The organism is Deltaproteobacteria bacterium, assembly GCA_016931625.1.
Lineage (GTDB): Bacteria > Myxococcota > XYA12-FULL-58-9 > XYA12-FULL-58-9 > JAFGEK01 > JAFGEK01.
This window is the reverse complement of sequence record JAFGEK010000073.1, coordinates 20,910-41,291: the sequence shown is the minus strand read 5'-3', so window position 1 is coordinate 41,291 and position 20,382 is coordinate 20,910. Positions and strand designations below refer to the sequence as shown.

Annotated in this window: 8 protein-coding genes; all 8 read right to left on the bottom strand. The window is 42.0% G+C overall.

The window, feature by feature from the left end; translation table 11 throughout:
- Positions 1 to 380 precede the first annotated feature (380 nt).
- Complete coding sequence (locus tag JW841_06605; protein MBN1960598.1) at positions 381 to 605, bottom strand: hypothetical protein; 225 nt, start codon at positions 603 to 605, stop codon at positions 381 to 383.
- A gap of 128 nt (positions 606 to 733) precedes the next feature.
- Entirely contained in the window at positions 734 to 2,164 is a 1,431-nt protein-coding gene (locus JW841_06600) for a protein tyrosine phosphatase (protein ID MBN1960597.1), read from the bottom strand.
- Between the two features lie 194 nt (positions 2,165 to 2,358).
- Positions 2,359 to 2,898: a hypothetical protein gene (locus JW841_06595; GenBank protein ID MBN1960596.1), complete on the bottom strand. Its 540-nt coding sequence runs from the start codon at positions 2,896 to 2,898 to the stop codon at positions 2,359 to 2,361.
- Between the two features lie 52 nt (positions 2,899 to 2,950).
- On the bottom strand, positions 2,951 to 4,687 hold the full coding sequence (locus tag JW841_06590) for a S49 family peptidase (GenBank protein ID MBN1960595.1): 1,737 nt from the start codon (positions 4,685 to 4,687) through the stop codon (positions 2,951 to 2,953).
- Between the two features lie 66 nt (positions 4,688 to 4,753).
- A complete protein-coding gene (locus JW841_06585; protein ID MBN1960594.1) occupies positions 4,754 to 5,278 on the bottom strand; it encodes an NUDIX hydrolase in 525 nt (174 codons plus the stop codon).
- Positions 5,279 to 5,357: 79 nt separating this feature from the next.
- The gene (locus JW841_06580) at positions 5,358 to 10,934 is read right to left on the bottom strand and encodes an ATP-grasp domain-containing protein (GenBank protein ID MBN1960593.1); all 5,577 of its coding nucleotides are present in this window, start codon (positions 10,932 to 10,934) and stop codon (positions 5,358 to 5,360) included.
- Positions 10,931 to 11,644 carry a 4'-phosphopantetheinyl transferase superfamily protein gene (locus JW841_06575; protein ID MBN1960592.1) on the bottom strand — a complete coding sequence of 238 codons (714 nt, stop codon included), beginning with the start codon at positions 11,642 to 11,644 and terminating at the stop codon, positions 10,931 to 10,933. Before JW841_06575 ends, JW841_06580 begins: the two co-directional genes overlap by 4 nt.
- The gene (locus JW841_06570) at positions 11,641 to 20,349 is read right to left on the bottom strand and encodes an SDR family NAD(P)-dependent oxidoreductase (protein MBN1960591.1); all 8,709 of its coding nucleotides are present in this window, start codon (positions 20,347 to 20,349) and stop codon (positions 11,641 to 11,643) included. The genes JW841_06575 and JW841_06570 overlap by 4 nt, the downstream gene beginning before the upstream one ends.
- Positions 20,350 to 20,382 lie beyond the last annotated feature (33 nt).

Below are 20,382 nucleotides of genomic sequence, written 5' to 3'. Positions count from 1 at the left end.
TATTCAAATGGTTTAACCGACGTAGCCAGAAACGGTCATATACTTGGGAGCAGTTTCGGCAACGGCTACGGTTTCAACCGCTTCCTATACCCCTGTATACGACAGAATTGCTCGACTTGACAATCGAACAACGTCCTGATGGAATTCACAAACTTAAAGAGCCGGATGCGTAAATTGCGCACGTAAAGGTTCTGTAAAAGGAGCAGTGGTTGGAAACAACCACTGTTTACTTGATGATAGCATTTATTGCTACTACCCCTTAAAACACTGGTTACGTTGTTTTCAGCGATTGGGCTCAAACTACCGCCCAAAGTCTTGCGTACGATAAAAGATGAAAATGTAGTGACACAAAATGCCTCTAAGTCTCTATTGCCTTGATTTTAAACAACTTTATTTTTACAAGCGTCAAAGTCGGGGATTAGTACATCTGTTGGGGTTTTGTGACGCTGGATTTGGATAAATACTACTTTCATAAAATCAATAGCATCTTCGGCAGATCTAATTACACAATTATTAAAAGTCATCATAACGACATCATTAATTGGATCATACCAAAAATGCATAGACCAAAGTTCAAAAGCAGATGAATCTGTAGTTGATATCATAATTATTTTTGCGCCTTTTTTTAATAAATAATAAATACAATAATATTCGTTTAGAGACTATTTTTAAAATAACGAAAAAAATCAGTTGCTATTAGAGATGCTATTTCATTAATCGATCAATAGCCTATTCATTTTTGTACAATGTCCCATTTAGGTCTTTTATATGAATCACGAAAACTTATTTCATCTGAGAAAACTGCATCGCCCTGATTCTCTCTTCCATCGATAAATGCAACAAAATCAAGTTGATGTAGTTTGTTTGTTGCTTGATTTGCATAAAATTTAACTATTTCATTGGCTGGTAATGTTCGTCGACCAGCGATATTAACTAAAGGAATGCTCAAACCAGTTGGTTGATATGATTTATATACGAGTTCAGTGCATACCAAAGTATTGTCTGAAAAAAAGTCAAAATCAAAATCATATGGTCGGCCTACAAAAGCAAAAGCACGAATAATGGCTTTAGCTTTGGCTAAGCGGGATAACTTTGGTCGCATTGCGCCAAGATAATCAACACCAAATGCATGTTCTGTGGCAGTAAAACTTACCCCTTCACTGATCGCCTCAATTATCCGAATCGGCTGATGCCCTTGAAAGTCTTTACCATTTGCATAGACACTCCACTTTTGGTTAAACCTTCTTTCAAGTAAATCGGTAAAACTTCTTACATCCTCTGGTTGAATTTCTAACCAAGCTTTGAATTCTGGATCAGAATCAAAATAGGCCTTCAGATCTGCTGGTGTGCCAATATATAATTCTGCATGTGGCCAAAAACCCGGTAAGCCAATATTTGATAAAAACCAATTTTGTCTGGTGACAATAATGTCTCCGGGTCTTAACTTTTTTATTAAAGCTTCACGTAATTTTTGTTGAATTAGTGGCTGTCCATCACGAGCTACACGAGTATCTCCGGCCCAAGTTGCAAATGACTTTTGCATCGGAAAAACAACTTTAGCTGTTTGTTCTTTTAAAATATCAAGAGCATTGCCCGTGTATAGTTTAATTCCTTTTTGTTTTAAACTATTGCCTGCAACTTCAGTATTAACTGTCGCTGTATCCCATAAACGAGTCACAATATCTGAAGTAAATGCTTGTTGTTTTTGCAGCTCTTTATGAGCAATTTTCATCCACATCATACCAGCATAAAACTGCGATGTTGTGGCTACATGTATTGTTTGCAATTTAAAAGCGGCAAATGAGTTTAATGGCAATCCAAGCTCGTCATTACGCTCATCAAAAAGTGTTTCAATTTGTCGATTGTCTAAAATAATGTCTGCAAAAACCAAACCATGTGCTAACTCAGATGCAAGCGCTGCATGAGTGAGCAAAAAGCCCCAAGCAAAACGTGGGTCATCAGGACTTAAAATCAAAAAGTTTATATACCGTCTTCTAATTTGTTCAATAGATGAGAAATATGCAAATAATTCAGACCAAGTAGTCAATAATTCTTGCTTTTCGGCAAGCGAGTATAATTTACTGCGATTAACTGAAAATAATTCAGGTCGTCTATGTGCATTATCTACAAAACGAGCTAATGCGGCATCAAATCTCTCAAGCAAAATAAGATCTCTTTGCTTTTGATTAAAAAAAACGCTGGTTGGTTGTGAATAAATTGAAACGGTGGCGCATGATATTGCACATTTTAAACTAATTAATATGCAGATTATAATTCTTAATTTTCGCATAGGAGATTGTTACCATTGCCATAGATTTCTATGATATCTTCGTTTGTTTTATCAATATAGGTAAATTTCTAAAAATGAAACATACCGCCTACAAATCCATGCCAATCTTCAATATCTGTAATATCTTCAAGCACTAAGTGTTTGTATTGCGCAAGAAAAAACACATCAAGATTAGCCACTAAATTAACAGAAGCAAATCCTAAAGCACCATAATGATAGGCATAGCTATCTTGCACACCAGAGGTTAATCCCGCTGTAACTCCTGCACCAAAATGTAAAGTACCAACTGGGACAATGAATTTAAAATTTATATCAACATCAGTAACAGCATCATCTTTCCCATCACCATTAATATCTTCGAAAGTATAAAGCATTGCTGCTGGCGAAATATAAAATGTTTGTAGCAGTGGAATATCTACGAAAAACCCCCAGGCCGGCCTAACACCTACAGACTCTCTTACATTTGCGCGGCTCACCTCTGTTCCTGAATAAGCTCCACCGATAGCAACACCTAATCCTACTCCAGATGCATTAGCTTTTACTAAAGTTGGGAGACAAAGCGCTAACGCTAATGAGAATGAAACCACGATTAATTTGCGAGTCATCATTAACCCCTCCTTAAGTTAAAAAAGAATTAAGAGAACAGAATAATAACTCAAATTAGAACCGAACGCTAAATCCTTTTGGCAACATAAGCAAACTTTCGTTGTCTGAATTTGACCAACGAGCAGCGGTATTAATCGCCTGACGTAGTTTTGATGATCTGATATTACTGAAATAACTAGCTTTGCTTGTCAGTTGCTGCAGCATAGCAAAAGGTCCATCGTCAATAGGTAATTCAATTATATTGACATCATCTGTATCTTTAATTTTTGCTAATGATTTCAAACGATTTAATGCAACCTCTATACCTCCTAATTCATCAACAAGGCCATTGGCGACCGCTGATTTGCCTGACCATATTTTACCTTTAGCAATGGCATCTATCTCATCTGAGGATTTTTTACGTGCAGTAGCTGTCTTAACGATAAAATCTTGGTAGATACGATCGAGATCTCTATCGAGAGCCATGCGTTCTCGTTTATTTGGCGGGTCAAGAAACCACAGGTCTACTGCATTAGGATTTGTTGCATAAACATCAAAGGTTACACCTAATAGATTTTGCCAAAAACGTCGAGTTGCAAACGACATGGCATAAACCCCTATACTACCTGTAATCGTTCCTGGTGTTGCAACTACATGATCTGCACCTAATGTAGCAAGATATCCTCCAGATGCTGCATAAGTTCCCATTGAAACTACTACGGGAATTTTTTGAGCATGACACAACTCAATTTCATGACGAATAATATCACTTGCCACATATGAGCCCCCCGGACTATTAATTCTAAATAAAATACCAGCAACATTTTGCTGACGAGCATTACTAAATGCTTTAACCATTGTTGCACAGCCAATATCTGGCCCACCATTTAATAGTGATGAACTATTGCCGCGATGTATTTCACCGCTACCAACAATTAGTGCAATTTTTCTTCCATTTTTATGTAACGTATGAGCATTGATATAATTGGATAACGATACGAAACAATCATCACGGCCAGCTTTTTTTTGGGCTATTGTAGCAACAGTATTCCAATAGGCCAAGTGATCAACCAACCCCTTTTCATGTGCTTCTTTTGAATTTATTGGGCTAGCTTCTTGCCATTTTGCAATTACTTCGGTTGTTACTTTACGCCGTTTTGCTAAATGTTCAGCAACTGTTGATTCTAAGTCATCGGTGAGAGTTTTTATTGATTCTTTATGAGCTATTGAAAAACTATTTTCAGTAAAGGTATCAGGAGCGTTTTTATATTGATAGCGTTTAGCAACATAAGGCTCAATTTCTAATTTTTTTAATGTACCTTTGAAAAATGGCACCACCAAACGCAAACCAGTTAAGTTAATTTGACCACTAGGCGCTAAATAGATCTCATTTGCAGTCGCAGCTAGAGCAAGAATTGCATCACCAGATGACAACTCTCCCGCAGTTTCAATGAAGGCGGCGTTCCATTTTCCGCTTTCGCGAAAATAAGCCATAGCTTCTTCTATTTCATTTAGTGAAGCAACACTACCTGTGCTCTGTTGAACTTCAAGCACTAGACCTTTTATACGTGAATCATTGGCAGCTGATTTTATACTCTCTATAATTTCACGTATGCTGAAAGAGTGCTGTTCATCAAACAAAGCTGCTAGTCTTGGCGTTTTTTGTTCAGTTAGTGGCCCTGCTAACGTAATCTTTAATATACTGTCACTTTTTACGGTCTCATGCATCAATAAAGCGATAATTACTATTACAAAAACAACCAACCAAAAAGTGGTAAACCCGATGGCAAGTCTTACAAAAATTTTCTTCATCTTACTCGTCCCTAATGTGTTAATTTAGTTCAGTATTATTTTTTATACCGCCAAGACTTAAATTTTTTAAAGATAATGGCGAGCACGCAATAAGGCACAAATTGATTTACTATCTTCTATTTCTCCATTTATTGCCATCGTTAAAGCATCATCGAACTCATAACGTTCAATAGTTAAAACTTCATCTACATCCAAAGACTGTTTCACTTCAGATAATTCTGTTGCAAGAAAAAGCCAAATACGTTCATCAGTGAAGCCAGGTGTAGTCCAAATAACCCCCATAGGTGTAAGTTTGCCAGCCACTAAACCCGTCTCTTCACGTAATTCACGCCTAGCACATGTTTCAGGCTCTTCTTTATCATCGAGTTTTCCTGCCGGTATTTCGAGTAACCACCCACCCGTAGCATGTCGTACTTGACGAACTAAAACGACACGATTTTGATCATCTATTGGTAATATTGCAGCTGCACCTGGATGACGAATAATTTCAAGATCAACACTATTGCCATTTGGTAGAGAAACTGTATCGATACTGACTTTTAGCATGCGCCCTTGCCAGACATCACGCGAATTAATATTTTGAGAGTCCATTTCGCTCATCTGCTTCAAACCTTAGTAAAGTTTAGTCTATCCTAATCTCAAAAAACGGCTTTCACCCCATTTCGATCTGCTATTGCATTAGCAGATAAGCATTTTTTATGGTCGCGGTAGATTTAGTTAACTCTTGTTCTATTGTTTCAATCAAAGCAGGTCTAATTGAATCCGCTCTTAAAATACGATCGAGCGATCCCACTGAAAGAGCTCGTTGTACAGAATGTACCTTGTCAAATTCTTTGGCTACTACTTGGGTTTTTTCAGCTAAAATCTTAGTATATAGTTCTTGATATTCGCGTTTGAGTTTTGGATCACCGCTTTGTTTAACTTTTTTATCAAGAGCTATAATTTCTTCATCTTTCAAAGCTAGTGTCCTAGCTGAATCCGGAAAGACAACTGCGGCAGCGGCAGGACCACCGATAACAGATGCATATGAACCCTCAATTGCAAGTGAACTAAGTTCAGGATTTAAGCGTTTTGAAAACACAACATATGCACCGCCATGATAGCGCGCAATAACACAGAATACCAATGGACCACGGAAGTTCACTACCGCTCGACCTATTTCAGCACCATATTCAAGCTGTAATAACCGCATCGATTCAGGAGAACCGTCAAAGCCTGATAGATTAGCTAAGACAACAACTGGTCTATTGTTTGAAGCACTGTTAATGGCGCGAGCAACCTTTTTCGAAGCTATAGGAAAAAGAGTACCGCCCGACCATGTAGTTGGTCCATCAGATGGCGCCCAACCGAGACGAGGCAATGATTTACTCTCAATACCTATTAATGAGATGGGCCATCCACCCAAATGCGTATCCCAGGTAACAGCCATTTCACCATCGCGCATAGCTGACCAACGCTCAAGAGGTAAAGCGTCTTGATCAGCTACTGAACGCATAATTGCACGAATATCAAAAGGTTTATGACGTCCTGGATTACCTGAATCGGTTAACACATCACCGACTTTTTCAAAAGTCTCAGGCCCTAAGTATTTCTCTATGGTAACATCACGAGTTGGGGTATCACTTGTTATTCTTTTACGTGGATGTTTCTCACCTGGGGCGATATATGTATGCTCATAATAACGCATAAGTATACGACAAGCATCGCGTAAATCATTAGCATGATATTGCGCTTGTCCATTTGGCCCCATAATACGTTCAAATCCACCAATACCAAGGTTGTCTTCTGCTGATACTCCGCCAGAATAATCAAGAGCTCGTTTGCCGGTAAGAAGCATACTGCCACGCGGAGTCATAATTAAGCATCCATGTGTATGCATGAGCATTGTAGCTTCGGCATTCCAGTAAGATTGAGCACCAACGTTAATACCATCAACAATAATATTTATTTCACCACCATTTTGAGTAAACTCGATGATTCGACGCAGTACTGCAGCAGTCCAATCTAAATTTTCTGTACCACTATCCATAGCTATTTTGGCACCAGAAGAAACTGGGAACCACTCTAAAGGTAATCCCATTTTTTCTGCTAAATCGAGAGATGCTATAATGCGGCGACATTCTGGCTCACCTAACGCACCCATGTCGCGGGTACCATCACCAACTATTAGAACGCGAGTCATCCCTTCACTATATTTACTAGTGTAGTTTCTTACGAGCCCTACAACAACATTGGCGATATTACGACCGAATGGTCTACCCGCTACTGAAATAAGATGGTGTTGATCACCATTATCACCTAAATCAAATTCTTCAAACTTGCCTGCAGGTAAATCGATAGTTGCCTCATCAGGAGCAAGCATTTTAACAATTTCATAAGCATAAGTAAGACGACGTTGCCTTGCCCTAACTACACGCAAAGAATAATCGTCTAGAACCCTCAATGGCTGTCGATGTGGTTCACTAAGATTCATATCTACTTTATGACCAGTAGGGTTGGTAAATGATACTATAGTGTCATGCGGCACGTGCTCTGGATGTTCTTGTAAACTCATACGCAATACAACTTTTTCAAGTCCAAGACCCTCGGCGGATACATGTAATCGTTCAGCCATTCTTAGCAATTCTTCGCGACGTGCCAATAGTGACTGCCTCATAAATATAGTGACGCGATTCCAATGTAGCCGCCTTTTGGCATCGCGGCGTGCTTGCTGCTCACGAATAGCTTGAAATGCCGCTTGAATAACATGTTCAACTTCAGGAGCGGTAATTAATTTACCTATTGGATCACGAACTGGATGTATCTCGCGCAGCTCGGCTATTGCAAACAACCGCTCATCACGTTCATTCTCATGAGCTATTGCATGAAACAGGTAAAGGTCTTGTAATACTGTAGGTATACGAGTAAGTTTGAAATTTTTTAAACGCCAAAGTTCTATACGTTCAGCAACTGTAGGATAAATACCCCGAAGAATTTCGTTCTCGCACCAGCTATTATTCACTAACTGATATGTATATGGCTGCACTGTTGTATCGTTAGCAAGAATAAAACAAATAGCATTAAGACGCTTATCAATTTTCAGTTCAGCTAAATACGTATTAATAATATTGCCACTATCTATATTTATTGTTTTATCAACACTAACAACTAAGTTAACATCTAAGCATGCATCTTGCGGCATTTGGTTAACAGCTGCCTCAATAGCAGAAAGCGCATTTTTAAGTTCATCGATATCAGTATATGCCATAAGTGCAGATTGCTTAATATTATCGTCAAATGACACCATAACCTGAGGGCGCTCTGAAATATTCAAAGTGAATACGTCAGCAATCTTACGCGTGCGATAAAAATGTCTAAGTAATATTTCAAGTACCAACTGGCGCTCTTCAGCTGCAAGCTTAGTCAACATAGGTGCTAAATGATCAACCAATGTATATGGTGTCGAAGCCGCTTCAATAATAGAAGTATTACGTATGCCATTAGTCTTGTTAGTAAAAAGCTCTTTTAAGACTTTATCAAGATTTGCTAATGCTCGTTGCTGGCGCTTTTCTAATGCACGTCCAGTAAATAAAGTATATCGAGCTTGTTCTGCCGCTTCATATACTAATGGATGTTGGTCACGAGTAACACGAACAAGTCGCTGCAACATGTCGGCAAATTTATTGTTACTAGCTGATGCACGCCATTCGCTGTCTTCTAAACATCTTTGTAATAATGCGATGGCTAATTTATTTTTACGTGTGGCATTTTGATGTGAACGGTAAAGCCAGGCTAAAGCATCGCGCAATTTATCAGAATCATTAAGTGTATTAACACCATAATGAGTTAAGGCAGTTCTCAGTGTAGCAATAAAGTCTCCAGGTAAACCGCTGCCTTCAGCTTGGAATTCGCGTAAATATAAATGCAAACATGCACCATAAGACAAATGTAGTGAACCTGCTTCTTTTAATAATCTTCGCGAGAAGGGCCCAGCTAAATCTAAATATAAATCAAGCAATTCTTGTGTAGCTATTGCTCGGACCTCACCAGTAGCATTTGATGATGGTGCTTTAATAAAACGTGCAATAAGGTCATCCACAGAAACACTGCCAACATCAAAGCCAAGCATCACACGACGCATATCATCAAGAACGGCAGAAAAATCATCAACACTATTCTGTTGAGGAAAATTTAGACGAGAGCCTTTTTTTGCTTCTGTCGTTTGTGTACCTTCGGGTTCAAGAATCAGTAAAGCATCACCGGCACCAACTTGCATACTTTTGCTAACCAACAATTTTCTGACACGACCAGAAACAGAAGCTGTTAACGGCATTTCCATTTTCATGGCTTCAAGGCTAAGTAAACGCGCACCTGCATCAACGTGATCGCCTTCAGCCACATGCATTGCGAGAACTAAACCTGGTGCAGGAGCACGAACTACACCACCAGGATCACCACTAATTCGATAACTATTGCTGTCAACTTCAACGAGATAATCAGCACCGCTATTCATACTAACAATACGATGACAAGATTTTCCATCAGCAGTTACGAATGATAAACGAGCTTCATGTTGCCCGTCAGATTCATAGGTAACATCAATGGAGTTGCTATCAATTGCAAGACGATAAGTATCCGGGCCTAGTTTTGCAACACGAAACTCATAAGTACCACCGTCATAACGTAATTCGATTGCACGATGCTCTTGTGCTGGCATATTTGGACGACCGCGTGCCGCCGCTGCAAAGAAATTCAATGCTTGTTCACTAAGTTGACGCTCATGAAGGCGAATTGCTGTAGCGATTAGCGCTACTGATGCTTGTGGACCAGCTTGAACTCCACCTTGTTGCATCAAATTATCAATCCATTGAGTATCAAAATTATTAGAAATAAATTCTGGATGTTCGAGAAGTCGAGTTAAAAATGCTCGATTAGTAGTGCCTCCTTCAATAACCACACGCGTTTCATCTAAAGCTCTTCTAAGGCGAGCAATTGCTTCAGTTCGAGTACTACCACGAGCAATTATTTTTAGAATCATAGAATCGAATTCTAAAGGTATGTTGTCACCTTCACGTACACCAGAATCCGTTCTTACTCCTGAGCCGAGTGGTGGGCGAAAACCTAAAACTCGCCCAGGTGCTGGAGCGAAACCACGGTCAGGATCTTCAGCACATAAACGAACCTCAATAGCATGACCTACGGTTGCTGGTGGTTCACCAACAATACGCTCACCTTGCGCAACTGCAAGTTGCATTATGACTAAATCTATACCCGTAGTCTCTTCGGTAACCGGATGCTCGACCTGCAGACGTGTATTCATTTCCATAAAATAAGAGACGTCTTTAATCGGGTCGTATAAAAACTCAACCGTACCTGCATTGCAGTATTTTGCCGCCTTTGCAAGATTCACTGCAGCTTGACGTAATTCTGCTTCAGATCGAGCAGATAAGGCAGTTGAAGGTGCTTCTTCGATTACTTTTTGGCGTGAGCGTTGAGCAGTACAATCACGAGTTCCTAAAGCCCACACTTCACCAAAGCTATCAGCTATCACTTGTATTTCGATATGCCGAGCACCAGTCACGCACGCTTCGATGAAAATCGTGCTATCACCAAATGCCTTTAATGCCTCATTCATCGAGGATTCAACGGCGTATTCTAATTCATCAGGTTTTTTAACATGTCGAATACCACGACCGCCACCACCTGCACTGGCTTTTACCATTAGCGGATAGCCGATTTTTTCAACTACTTGACGAGCTTGTTTTATGGATGTGACTTTGCCACCACTCCAAGGTGCTACTGGAACTCCAGCACCTTCAGCCAGTTGTTTTGAAGCAATTTTATCACCTAAGCGTCGCATTGCCTCAGCACTAGGGCCGATAAAAATAACTCCCATATCCTGGCACATTTGCGCAAACTGAGCGTGCTCGGCAACAAAACCCCATCCAACCCAAGCAGCTTGCGCTTTTGTTTCAATAAGAGCTTCTTTTAAACTCTTATAATCAAGATAACGGCATTTACTGCGAGGTCGGCCATTCTCATCACAGTCATTCTCATCAGCAAACATCGCAGGGCCAAGATTATAAGTATAATCGGCTTCGCGAACATATAGAGCTTGACGATCTGGCTCAGTATAAAACGCGATTGTTTGTATCTTGTCTTTACCAGATGCATTCCAATCACGAACAGCTCTAATAAGACGCATCGCAGGCTCACCGCGATTGATGATAGCGATACGAGAGAACTTACCTGTATATTGCTCACTCATACTAATTCTTGCTCCTCAATCGGTGCACCAACAAAGCTCTTATCGAGCCATGCTACCGAAACTACATAAGGTCCAATATCATGCACGAAAGCTTTATTAATAATACCATCACGGTCTTTTACTTTTGCTAAACCCCAGCCAGTATTAGCCTCACATCGTGGCTCAACTTCAATACTACGAGTGTCAGCACGAAGCCCAACACGCAAAGCTTTCAATGCTGCTTCTTTTAATGACCATACTTCAGTTGTTAATCGATCTCGCTCTGCTACGTTTGCTTGCTCAATTAAACTAACTTCAGACAAAGTAAAAAAATCAGAGGCAAAACCATCTGGACGCTTCTCACAAAGTTCGAGATCGATACCCAACTTAACTTCTAATCCTGCACTAAGTGCTGCAACTGCTATGCTATCACGGTGACTAAGAGATACTGTAATTGGCAAACGCTCACCATCCTGATTAAAAACCTCTGGCGCGCCATCTGCGGCATTAATTACAGAAATTTGTATTGGCTTAAACGATTTTCCTTGCCGTGAAAAATAATGAATACATAAGTACTTTACCGTCTTTCTACCCAACAGCCAATCTCTACGGCGTTTAGGTATGCGTAAAGCCCTAAAAAACTCACACTCTACCTCTGACAGCAAGTAAGCTGGGGGCTCGTCACTATTTTCTAGTTGACGAGAAGAGTCCTCCAGATGCCAAAAAATCATGCTCTTTCCTTATTGAAAGCATTACGAAGCGGTGACACTAAAGTATCAGGCAAAGGTGTTGGTAAGGCTGAAGTACGATAGCCTTTGAGTTCAAAATAGATACGCCCTTTTGCATCGCTAACACGAGCATCAAAAGACAGTCCATCATCAGTCTTACGGGGTTCGATTTCTGCTGTTAATTCTTCGGCCTCGCCTGGGATATCATGGGTAATCATTTTATCTATTGCCGCAGGTAAAGCCATACGCCCACTTGTACCCATTTCATAAACACCAGCTGTCTGTAAGCATAATTCAATGACACGTGGAGAAAAGACTGTCGCGTGGCCTTTCTTTGCTAATGCTGGTGGCAATTGTGTACGCATATGACCACGAGCACCGCGTTCAGTTGCATCAATTCCTTCAATTACTTGATATGAAGGACCATGAAAGAAGATACGATAAATATCTTCTGATTGAATTTTGCCACGACGTCGACCTGAAGAATGTTTGCCATTACGCTTAAGTGTACGAGGTGTAGTACTACGTATCATTCTAACAGTACCACAGAAGTGTTGCTTCTCGTGGTCTTGTCCATCAGCAAGTCTTTGAGTTGATGAAAGCGTAATATCTGCAATTACAACATCATCACTTTCACAGTGAAGCATTGCACGGAAAATACCAGGTCGTGATTGATGACGATGATATTTTAGTGGTGCTTGAAAACGTACATTCTCAAGGCTCTCAACTCGATGTTCAGGCAATAATAAATGGGCAACCTCAACAAAGCCCTCAACCCCCATAACCCCAGGAAGAACCGGAACGCCATCAATTTGATGATCAATTAAAAACGGCTCACTCTTGGGATCAAGGTTTGTTTCAATGCGTAATCCCTCATAAATATGCATTGAAACAACATGACCAATCATTGGCAAATTATTACTTTCAATACGCGCATTAATAAGTTCTTGATCAATCCCACCAGTTGCATCACGTGGAGCAACCAAAAGCCCTAAATTTTTAGCAATAACAACTTCGCCCTTAGTGCCAGCAGTAACTTCATTCCAAACAACAGGTAAACCTTCTGCCAAAGGCAATACATCAATACCAGCCCTACGCATCATTTCGGGAATGCTGCCACGAGTTGCCATACCGACGTCACCCCAGGCTGTCCAGTCGATGGCCAGACCTCTTACTTCAGGACGAGCAATGGCTAACCCTGACATCGCTTTACATAAAAAGTCGTTAGCTGAGCTATAGTCAGTCTGCGCCGCATTACCAAAACGCCCAGCAACTGAAGAGAAACACACCATCGCGCCGATTGGCATATCTTTAGTTGCCCGCAGCACATTAGCCAAACCTAAAGCTTTGACCTCAAACACTCTTTCGAACTCATCGGCTGATTTTTCGGCAAGAAAACGGCTACGTTCAAGTCCAGCAGCATGAATGATAAGATCAAGTCCTTTATGAGACTTCTTAATCTCTTGTACAATAGCGTTTACTGCTGCCCAATCTCGCGAATCTGCCGAGTAATAATGCACACGCCCACCGGCATTAGTGATAGCTTGCATTGCATCTACAAGCGCCTTTTCGCGTTCAAGAGCTGCAAGTGTAGATTCAATCTGTGCCGGGGTAACTCTTTGACCTGTGCTTTTATGTCGCTCAAAAATATCTCGCTTTAATCCTTCGCGATCACTTTTTAGTCGATCTCGATCTGGATTGTTCTCAGCTGGCACCGGAACAATATCAGTAAGATAGAAAGTGCCATGACAACGTCCAGCAATATCAGCGGCAATAGCTGCAGTAATTCCACCAGCAGCACCCGTTACAAAAATCGCTGCATCTTTATTAAGCGGTTTAATGTCACTAGTTGCAGGTAATGCTACTTCATTAAAGCTGATTACATGACGAGCGCCAAAAGCATAACCAACTTCTACTGGCTCTGGATCACGTTCAGTTTCGTAAATAAGTGTAGCTACTATTTGCAAAGCTTCGCTATCAGCAGAAAAATCAACTGCTTTTACTAAGCATTGTGGTTGCTCTCGACCAATTGCCTTAATGAATCCGGTTATTGCGCCACCTGCAGGAGCTAATGCTGGTAGTGAACCGTAGCCATGCAAACCACCCAAACGAGTAGCTGCGATAATAAAACCACCATCTTTACCAACAGAGCTTAAAAGCTCACGACAAAGTCGCGATAGCCGATCAACTCTTATTTTTAAGGAGCTGCGAACTTCTTCGATAGTCGCTGTATACAAATCAGGCTCAGGATCAAGTGCACTTAAATCAAAAATACCGTCGATGGCACCTGCTTCTAACCAAGCCTTGGTTTGTTCTTCAACCGGTTTATTCTCAACCATCAGTACTTCAACGCCACGTTTGCTTAATGCTTGTTGCAAATTACTAGCAACACCGTTTTCATCTGGAGCAATAACTACTCGCTTACCAGATTCAAGTTTAACTGAAGTTAACTTACACAAAGTTAAATCAGGGCGTAAAACCGGTACAGGAACTCGGCGAACATGTGGGTTGGTCTTTTCAGTTTTTACAACAGCCGATGTTTGGGCTTCATTATTTGCAACTGTTGCCGTAGTCGTTGTTGATTCAGCCTTTAAAGTGCGTACTAGCTCAAGCAGTTTTGCTAATGTTGGGTAGTCACGCAACTTAAGATCATCGCGTCGTGGCAAAGCAAATTCTTCCCGCAGTTTACTGAAGATTTCTGCTTGCTTGACTGTATCAATACCAAGATCCGCCTCTAAATCTAGGTCTAAATCCAACATCTCTTGGGGATAGCCTGTAATAGAAGCCACTAAAGATAGCATTTTTACCGTGAGTTCATCACCACTAGTAGAGGTTGTATTTGTTTGTGGTGCAGACGCCGGCGCTGTTGTAGGAGTTGCAGATACTCTCGCTACTGGGGCGCTCCCTACTGCAGTTTGAGCGGTAAGCTCTGGTCGTAACTCACCTATTAAACGTACAAGATGACCCAAGGTCGGATAATCACGTAGTTTTAAATCGTCACGCTTAGGTAACTCAAAACCTTCACGTAGCTTGCTGAATATTTCAGCCTGCTTGACTGTATCAATACCAAGATCTGCCTCAAGATCGAGATCTAAAGCCAACATCTCTTGCGGGTAACCTGTGGTATCGGCAACCATATCAAGTAATTTCGTTGTTACTTGATCGCTTGCTGATGCTCCACTAACTGCTGCTACACTTATCGGTGGTGATGCAGGCGGAGTTGCTAAAGTTGGCGCGGCAGTAGAAACTGAATCTGCTGGGGCAGAAGCAAGGTCAGGACGAAGCTCGCCAACAAGACGAACAAGATGACCAAGGGTTGGGTAATCTCTAAGTCGCAAATCATCTTTGCGAGGTAAATCAAATATTGTTCGGATCTCTGAGAAAATCTCAGCTTGCTTAACCGTATCAATGCCAAGATCTGCTTCAAGGTCGAGATCTAAGGCAAGCATACTAGTTGGATAGCCGGTCTTGTCAGCAACTGCGATTAATAGCTTATCTGCTATTGCATCACCAACAGAAGCCGCATCTGCAACAGTAGCTGTTTGTTCTGGTACTGTAATAGCTAATGTTGTTGGAGAAGAAATTGAGGCCGATACTAAATCAGGACGAAGCTCGTTAACAAGACGAACAAGATGACCAAGGGTTGGGTAATCGCGAAGTCGTAAATCATCTCTGCGAGGTAGATCAAATATTGTTCGGATCTCTGAGAAAACCTCGGCTTGCTTAACAGTATCTATGCCAAGATCTGCTTCAAGGTCGAGATCTAAGGCAAGCATACTGGTTGGATAGCCTGTCTTTTGAGCAACTGCGGCTAATAACTTATCTGCAATTGCATCACCCGTAGAAGCTGGAGCTGCAACAGCCATTGTTGGTGCAGCAACCGAAGATACAGGAGTAGATAATGAAGCCGCAGAATTTATTACCGGAGCTGTTTGCACAGGAGTCATAACTACTGACGTAGGTACAAATGCCGCTGGGGTAATTGTAGGTGAACTACCGACAACACCTTCAACTTCGGCGTTTAAAGATGGTCCTAACCCATAAGACCAACGTGACGTAGCAGGAATCGCCTTTGGTGGGCCATCATCGCGTACACGTAAAGTCTTCTGCTCAACTTCGAGAACTGCGCCTGGACGACCAGACAGTGCTTCAACCCATTGTTGATATAAAGCTTTATCTGCCTGACGTGGGCCACGAACCTTACGAAATACGCTAAGTACCAATTGTGAACCAAAGCCCGCCGCAAAACGGACGGCGTAACGAACTTTATGCTGCCCGCCCATTGATAATTTTAGCTGACCAAGATCAGGATCTGGTTCACGTAAGTTTGGCAACGCAGGAATATTACCGGTTTCGAGTATCTTAACTGTTACAGCTTCTTCAACACCAGCCCCCATGGCATGACCGGTCATACCTTTGGTGTTAGCTATAATTATTTCGTTAGCGTGATCTTTAAACGCACGACGTACTGAATGAATCTCGGCTGCGGCACTGCCCCCACGCGCAGGGGTATAAGTTTCATGCGAAACAAATACACCATTTTTGGCGATATCAGCGCGGTTAATTCCGTAACGTTGCTCAACTGAAGTAATTAACCGTTCCATCATTGCGCTGATATGATCAACATCAAGACGAGTGCCATGGAAGGCGCTATTTGATTGTTCAATCCCTAAAATCTCAACGATACCACGCATACCACGTTCACGTACCGCATCTTCTGCCTCAACGATTAAACCACTGGCGCCCATACCGATAATCATACCGTTACGACGACGATCAAACGGTAAAGCTGCTTTAGTAACATCCGCCTCAGCAGTAGCCGCTCCGGTAGCCAACATACCAGCACCAATCCAATCAAATACATGACCAGTACTAGTAGCGTCAGCAGAAACTACTATAACACGACGACAACGCCCATTCCGGATCCATTCAGTAGCTACATTCATTGCGGTTGCTGCTGATGCACAAGCTGCATTAACCTGTACATTAGGACCGCGAGCGCCAATTAACTCAGCAACTTGTGAATGACCCATTGCTAAAGAACGGAAAATGTAGCGACGGTCAAAAGTAAAGTTATGTTTTTCAAGTTCTTCAGTGAGCGCTGTGATTTGTTCGTCAAGCAAACGAGCAGCATCGCCGCTAACTTGCTCACGAATATTCATTAAATCGCTAATGCGGTCGCGTAAACTCTTATCAGTATAATAATTAGCACTATCCGATAACATAGCTTCAGCAGCTGGCCATGCTGAAGCAAATACCACACCAGTTTCATCCATGAGTGAATCAGGTAAAACCCAACGCTCTGGCAAATATGTGCCGCGACTGGTCTGACGATAGCGTCGAACAAGCGGAATACCAGCATCACGCAAAGCGGTTATTGCCGCACCAACAGCTAGCTTGGTAGTAATATCAAATGCAGCAACTCGATCTTTATCAATGCCAAATTCATTAATCAGGTCAAGATGACCCATTTGGCCAGCAAGTTTAATAACTTCTGACGGATCACTAATTGCTTCAAGATTAGCACTGCCATCACGGCCTTTGACTAAACGGGTAATGCGCTTTTTAGCCATGCGTTCACGAACGTCTTGTGGCACCGGCTCAATAAAACTCTCGCCTCTTAAAATGCGGTCAAAATTATCTTCAGAAAATACTTCACGAGTACGCCCCGGCAGACCCAATGAAGCACCGCTAACGACTATTGATCCGGTTGCGGCAGTAGAAGTAGCTGCTCTGCTAATATTTGCAGCAACAGTGCCACCTGCCTGTTGATAAATTCGTGTACCTTCTTCAAGAAAACGTGCAAACGCACGACCTAATTCTAAGTGCATAGCATCACTCGCATTTGCAATAGCTGGTTGTTGATTAGCAGCTAATTGCGTTGAGTAATTGTTGGTAATGGAAGTAGCGTAATTAGATACCTCCATTGTTTCATCATTACTGGTTGACGTTGATGTGCCAAAACCAGCCGCTGCAAGTCCCGCAAGCGCCTGAATAAAAGACTCTCGTTGACCAACTTTAGGTTGATTAGTACAAAGTGCGATAACGTCACCTTTATCACCAAGTACATCTTCAACAAATGTCGCCAATACCTTGCGAGGGCCGACTTCAACAAAAATACGCACACCAAGCTGATATGCGCTCTTTAGTCCTCGGGTAAATTGCACAGGCGAAGCAACTTGACGACCTAATAAATCGAGACGCTCTTCATGTTGTGCTGCTTCTTTTGGATATGGTTGTGCAGTAACATTGCTAATAATTGGTAATTTTGGCGGTTGCAAATCAAGTGTCGATAGCACTTGTCTTAATGGTTTACTTGCAGGTGCAACAATTTCCGTATGGAATGCATGCGAAACGGGTAATAAAACTGCTCTAATATTTTGATTAGTAAACTTGGCAACAGCCTCTTCAACAGCTTTAGTTGCACCACCGATAACCGTTTGCTTGCTTCCATTAAAATTTGCTGGAACGACATAACCATCGATTTCATTTAATACTTGTTCGACAACTTCATACGGCGCAAAAATTGAAGCCATACGACCATTGTCAGCAATACTAACATTAGACATTTCACGCGCACGTGCTGACACTGCGCGCACTGCATTCGCAAAGGTGATCATGCCAGCGGCAACTAAGGCAGCATACTCACCGAGACTATGACCCATAACTAAGTCAGGGTTGATCCCATAACGCGCAAGCAAACGATAAAGCCCAATATCAGCAGCGAGCATGGCTGGCTGACAAATGGCGGTATCACGTAAAGCATCATCTGCTGCTTCACTCTTTTCGGCGTAGATATAATTAGACAAAAGTCCTTTGAGACTTTCGGCCATAGTAGCATCAGCTTCATCAAATGTGGCGCGTACTTCAGGTTCACTATCCCGAAGCTCTTGCAGCATACCTAAATACTGAGAACCTTGCCCCGGGAATAAAAAAGCTATTTTAGGCTTTTGACCCTGGCCACGATAAATCCCTCGATTACGCATAAAACGCCATGATTGAGGGTCATCTTTATCCAAGGTGTTCAGTGCCTGTTTAGCTTTATCGGCAAGTTCTGACGCACTAGAGAATGTAATAGCAATACGTTCATTAGCACAGATATCAGTGTTGGTTATTGATGGTCCAGTAGCCACACGCTCTGCATCATTAATTGTCACTTGCAAACGTTCGCGTAATGCTGTTGGTGATACTGCACCCAAACAAACAAAACCATCATTGCCTTTTTTTACATTACCAGGAACGCTAACTTGTACCTTGGTTAAATCTTTAAGCATACCGGGAACGTGTTCTTCGAGCAGTACGTGAAAATTAGTGCCACCAAAACCAAAAGACGAAACCGCTGCTCTACGCACACCAGAATTGGGGCGCTCCCAAGGTTGCACCTCTTGATTAATATAAATTGGCAATTTATCGTAGTGAACATCAGGGTCAGTTTGGCGTACGTTAATCGTTGGCGGCAAAATTTTGTGATGAAGTGCAAATACCGCTTTGAGTAACCCTGCTGTACCTGCTGCACTCTTAAGATGGCCGATTTGCGATTTTACCGAACCGAGCGCAATACTATGAGTTGGCAAACCCATACCTTCAAAGAAAGTGCCAAGACATTCTGCCTCAGCCGCATCGCCAACTTTGGTAGATGTCCCGTGTGCTTCAATCAGACCAATTGTCGCAGGAGAAATACCTGCTTGTTCATAAGCACGACGAATAGCTATTACTTGACCCTTAGGATTAGGAGCAGTAATACCTTTGCCCTTACCGTCGCTTGAAGCACCAATTGCGCGAATAACTCCATATATACGAGCGCCATCGCGTTCAGCATCGGCAAGACGGCGCAGCACTAATGCCACGCAACCTTCACCCATCACAAAGCCATTTGCACCCACATCAAATGGACGGCTGCCATCTGGCGATAAGGCACCAATTTTTGAAAATTTAACAAAAGTTGCCGGACTCATGGTGCGATCAACACCACCAAGCACCATGGCATCAGCACGCCCTTGTATAAGAATACCAATCGCGGCATCAAGTGCTGCCAAAGAAGAAGCACAAGCGGCATCAGTGGCAAAATTGGGTCCGCGTAAATCAAGCACATTGGTGACACGACCTGCGATAACATTGCCCAATTCACCGGGCATGGTATCGGCATTAATAGGAGGCCAATGAGACAAAAAGCGTTGCTTAGCTATTGCCAAAATATTTTTACGAGCGCTTTCTGATAACGATGCAAATTCTGGCGCTTCAAGCATGGCTTGCTCGATATAGGGCCAGGTCATACGCATAGTAGTTTCTTGATACTGCTCACCACCAAGAGCATTACCAACAATTACCCCAATACGTTCTGGATCAACTTTGTTGTCAGGATGACCTGAATCAATTAAAGCTTGACGAGCACAATCAAGCATCCACTGTTGTGCCGGGTCCATTAAAGCAGCAACCGGGGGTGGAATGCGATATTTTAAGCTATCAAACTTATAATCGCGAATAAACGCACCTAATTTACAATAAGTTTTATCTGGTACTTTAGGATCCGGATCATAGTGGTCACTTGGTTTCCAACGATTATGTGGCACTTCAGTAATACTGTAGCGGCCAGTAACTATATTTTGCCAAAATGATGCCGCATCAGGCGCATCAGGCAAAATTGCCGACACGCCTACAACAGCGATAGCATTTTGAGCTGATTTTACGCCACGCTCATCGTGGTTCATACCGTACCTCTCTTCTCTCAAGGCCCTATGGTC

Bases quoted from the DNA above. Each gene is read 5' to 3' on its own strand.
- JW841_06575 (MBN1960592.1), bottom strand. From the start codon at position 11,644: ATGATTTTTTGGCATCTGGAGGACTCTTCTCGTCAACTAGAAAATAGT.
- JW841_06570 (MBN1960591.1), bottom strand. From the start codon at position 20,349: ATGAACCACGATGAGCGTGGCGTAAAATCAGCTCAAAATGCTATCGCT.
- JW841_06585 (MBN1960594.1), bottom strand. From the start codon at position 5,278: ATGGACTCTCAAAATATTAATTCGCGTGATGTCTGGCAAGGGCGCATG.
- JW841_06580 (MBN1960593.1), bottom strand. From the start codon at position 10,934: ATGAGTGAGCAATATACAGGTAAGTTCTCTCGTATCGCTATCATCAAT.
- JW841_06605 (MBN1960598.1), bottom strand. From the start codon at position 605: ATGATATCAACTACAGATTCATCTGCTTTTGAACTTTGGTCTATGCAT.
- JW841_06590 (MBN1960595.1), bottom strand. From the start codon at position 4,687: ATGAAGAAAATTTTTGTAAGACTTGCCATCGGGTTTACCACTTTTTGG.
- JW841_06595 (MBN1960596.1), bottom strand. From the start codon at position 2,898: ATGATGACTCGCAAATTAATCGTGGTTTCATTCTCATTAGCGTTAGCG.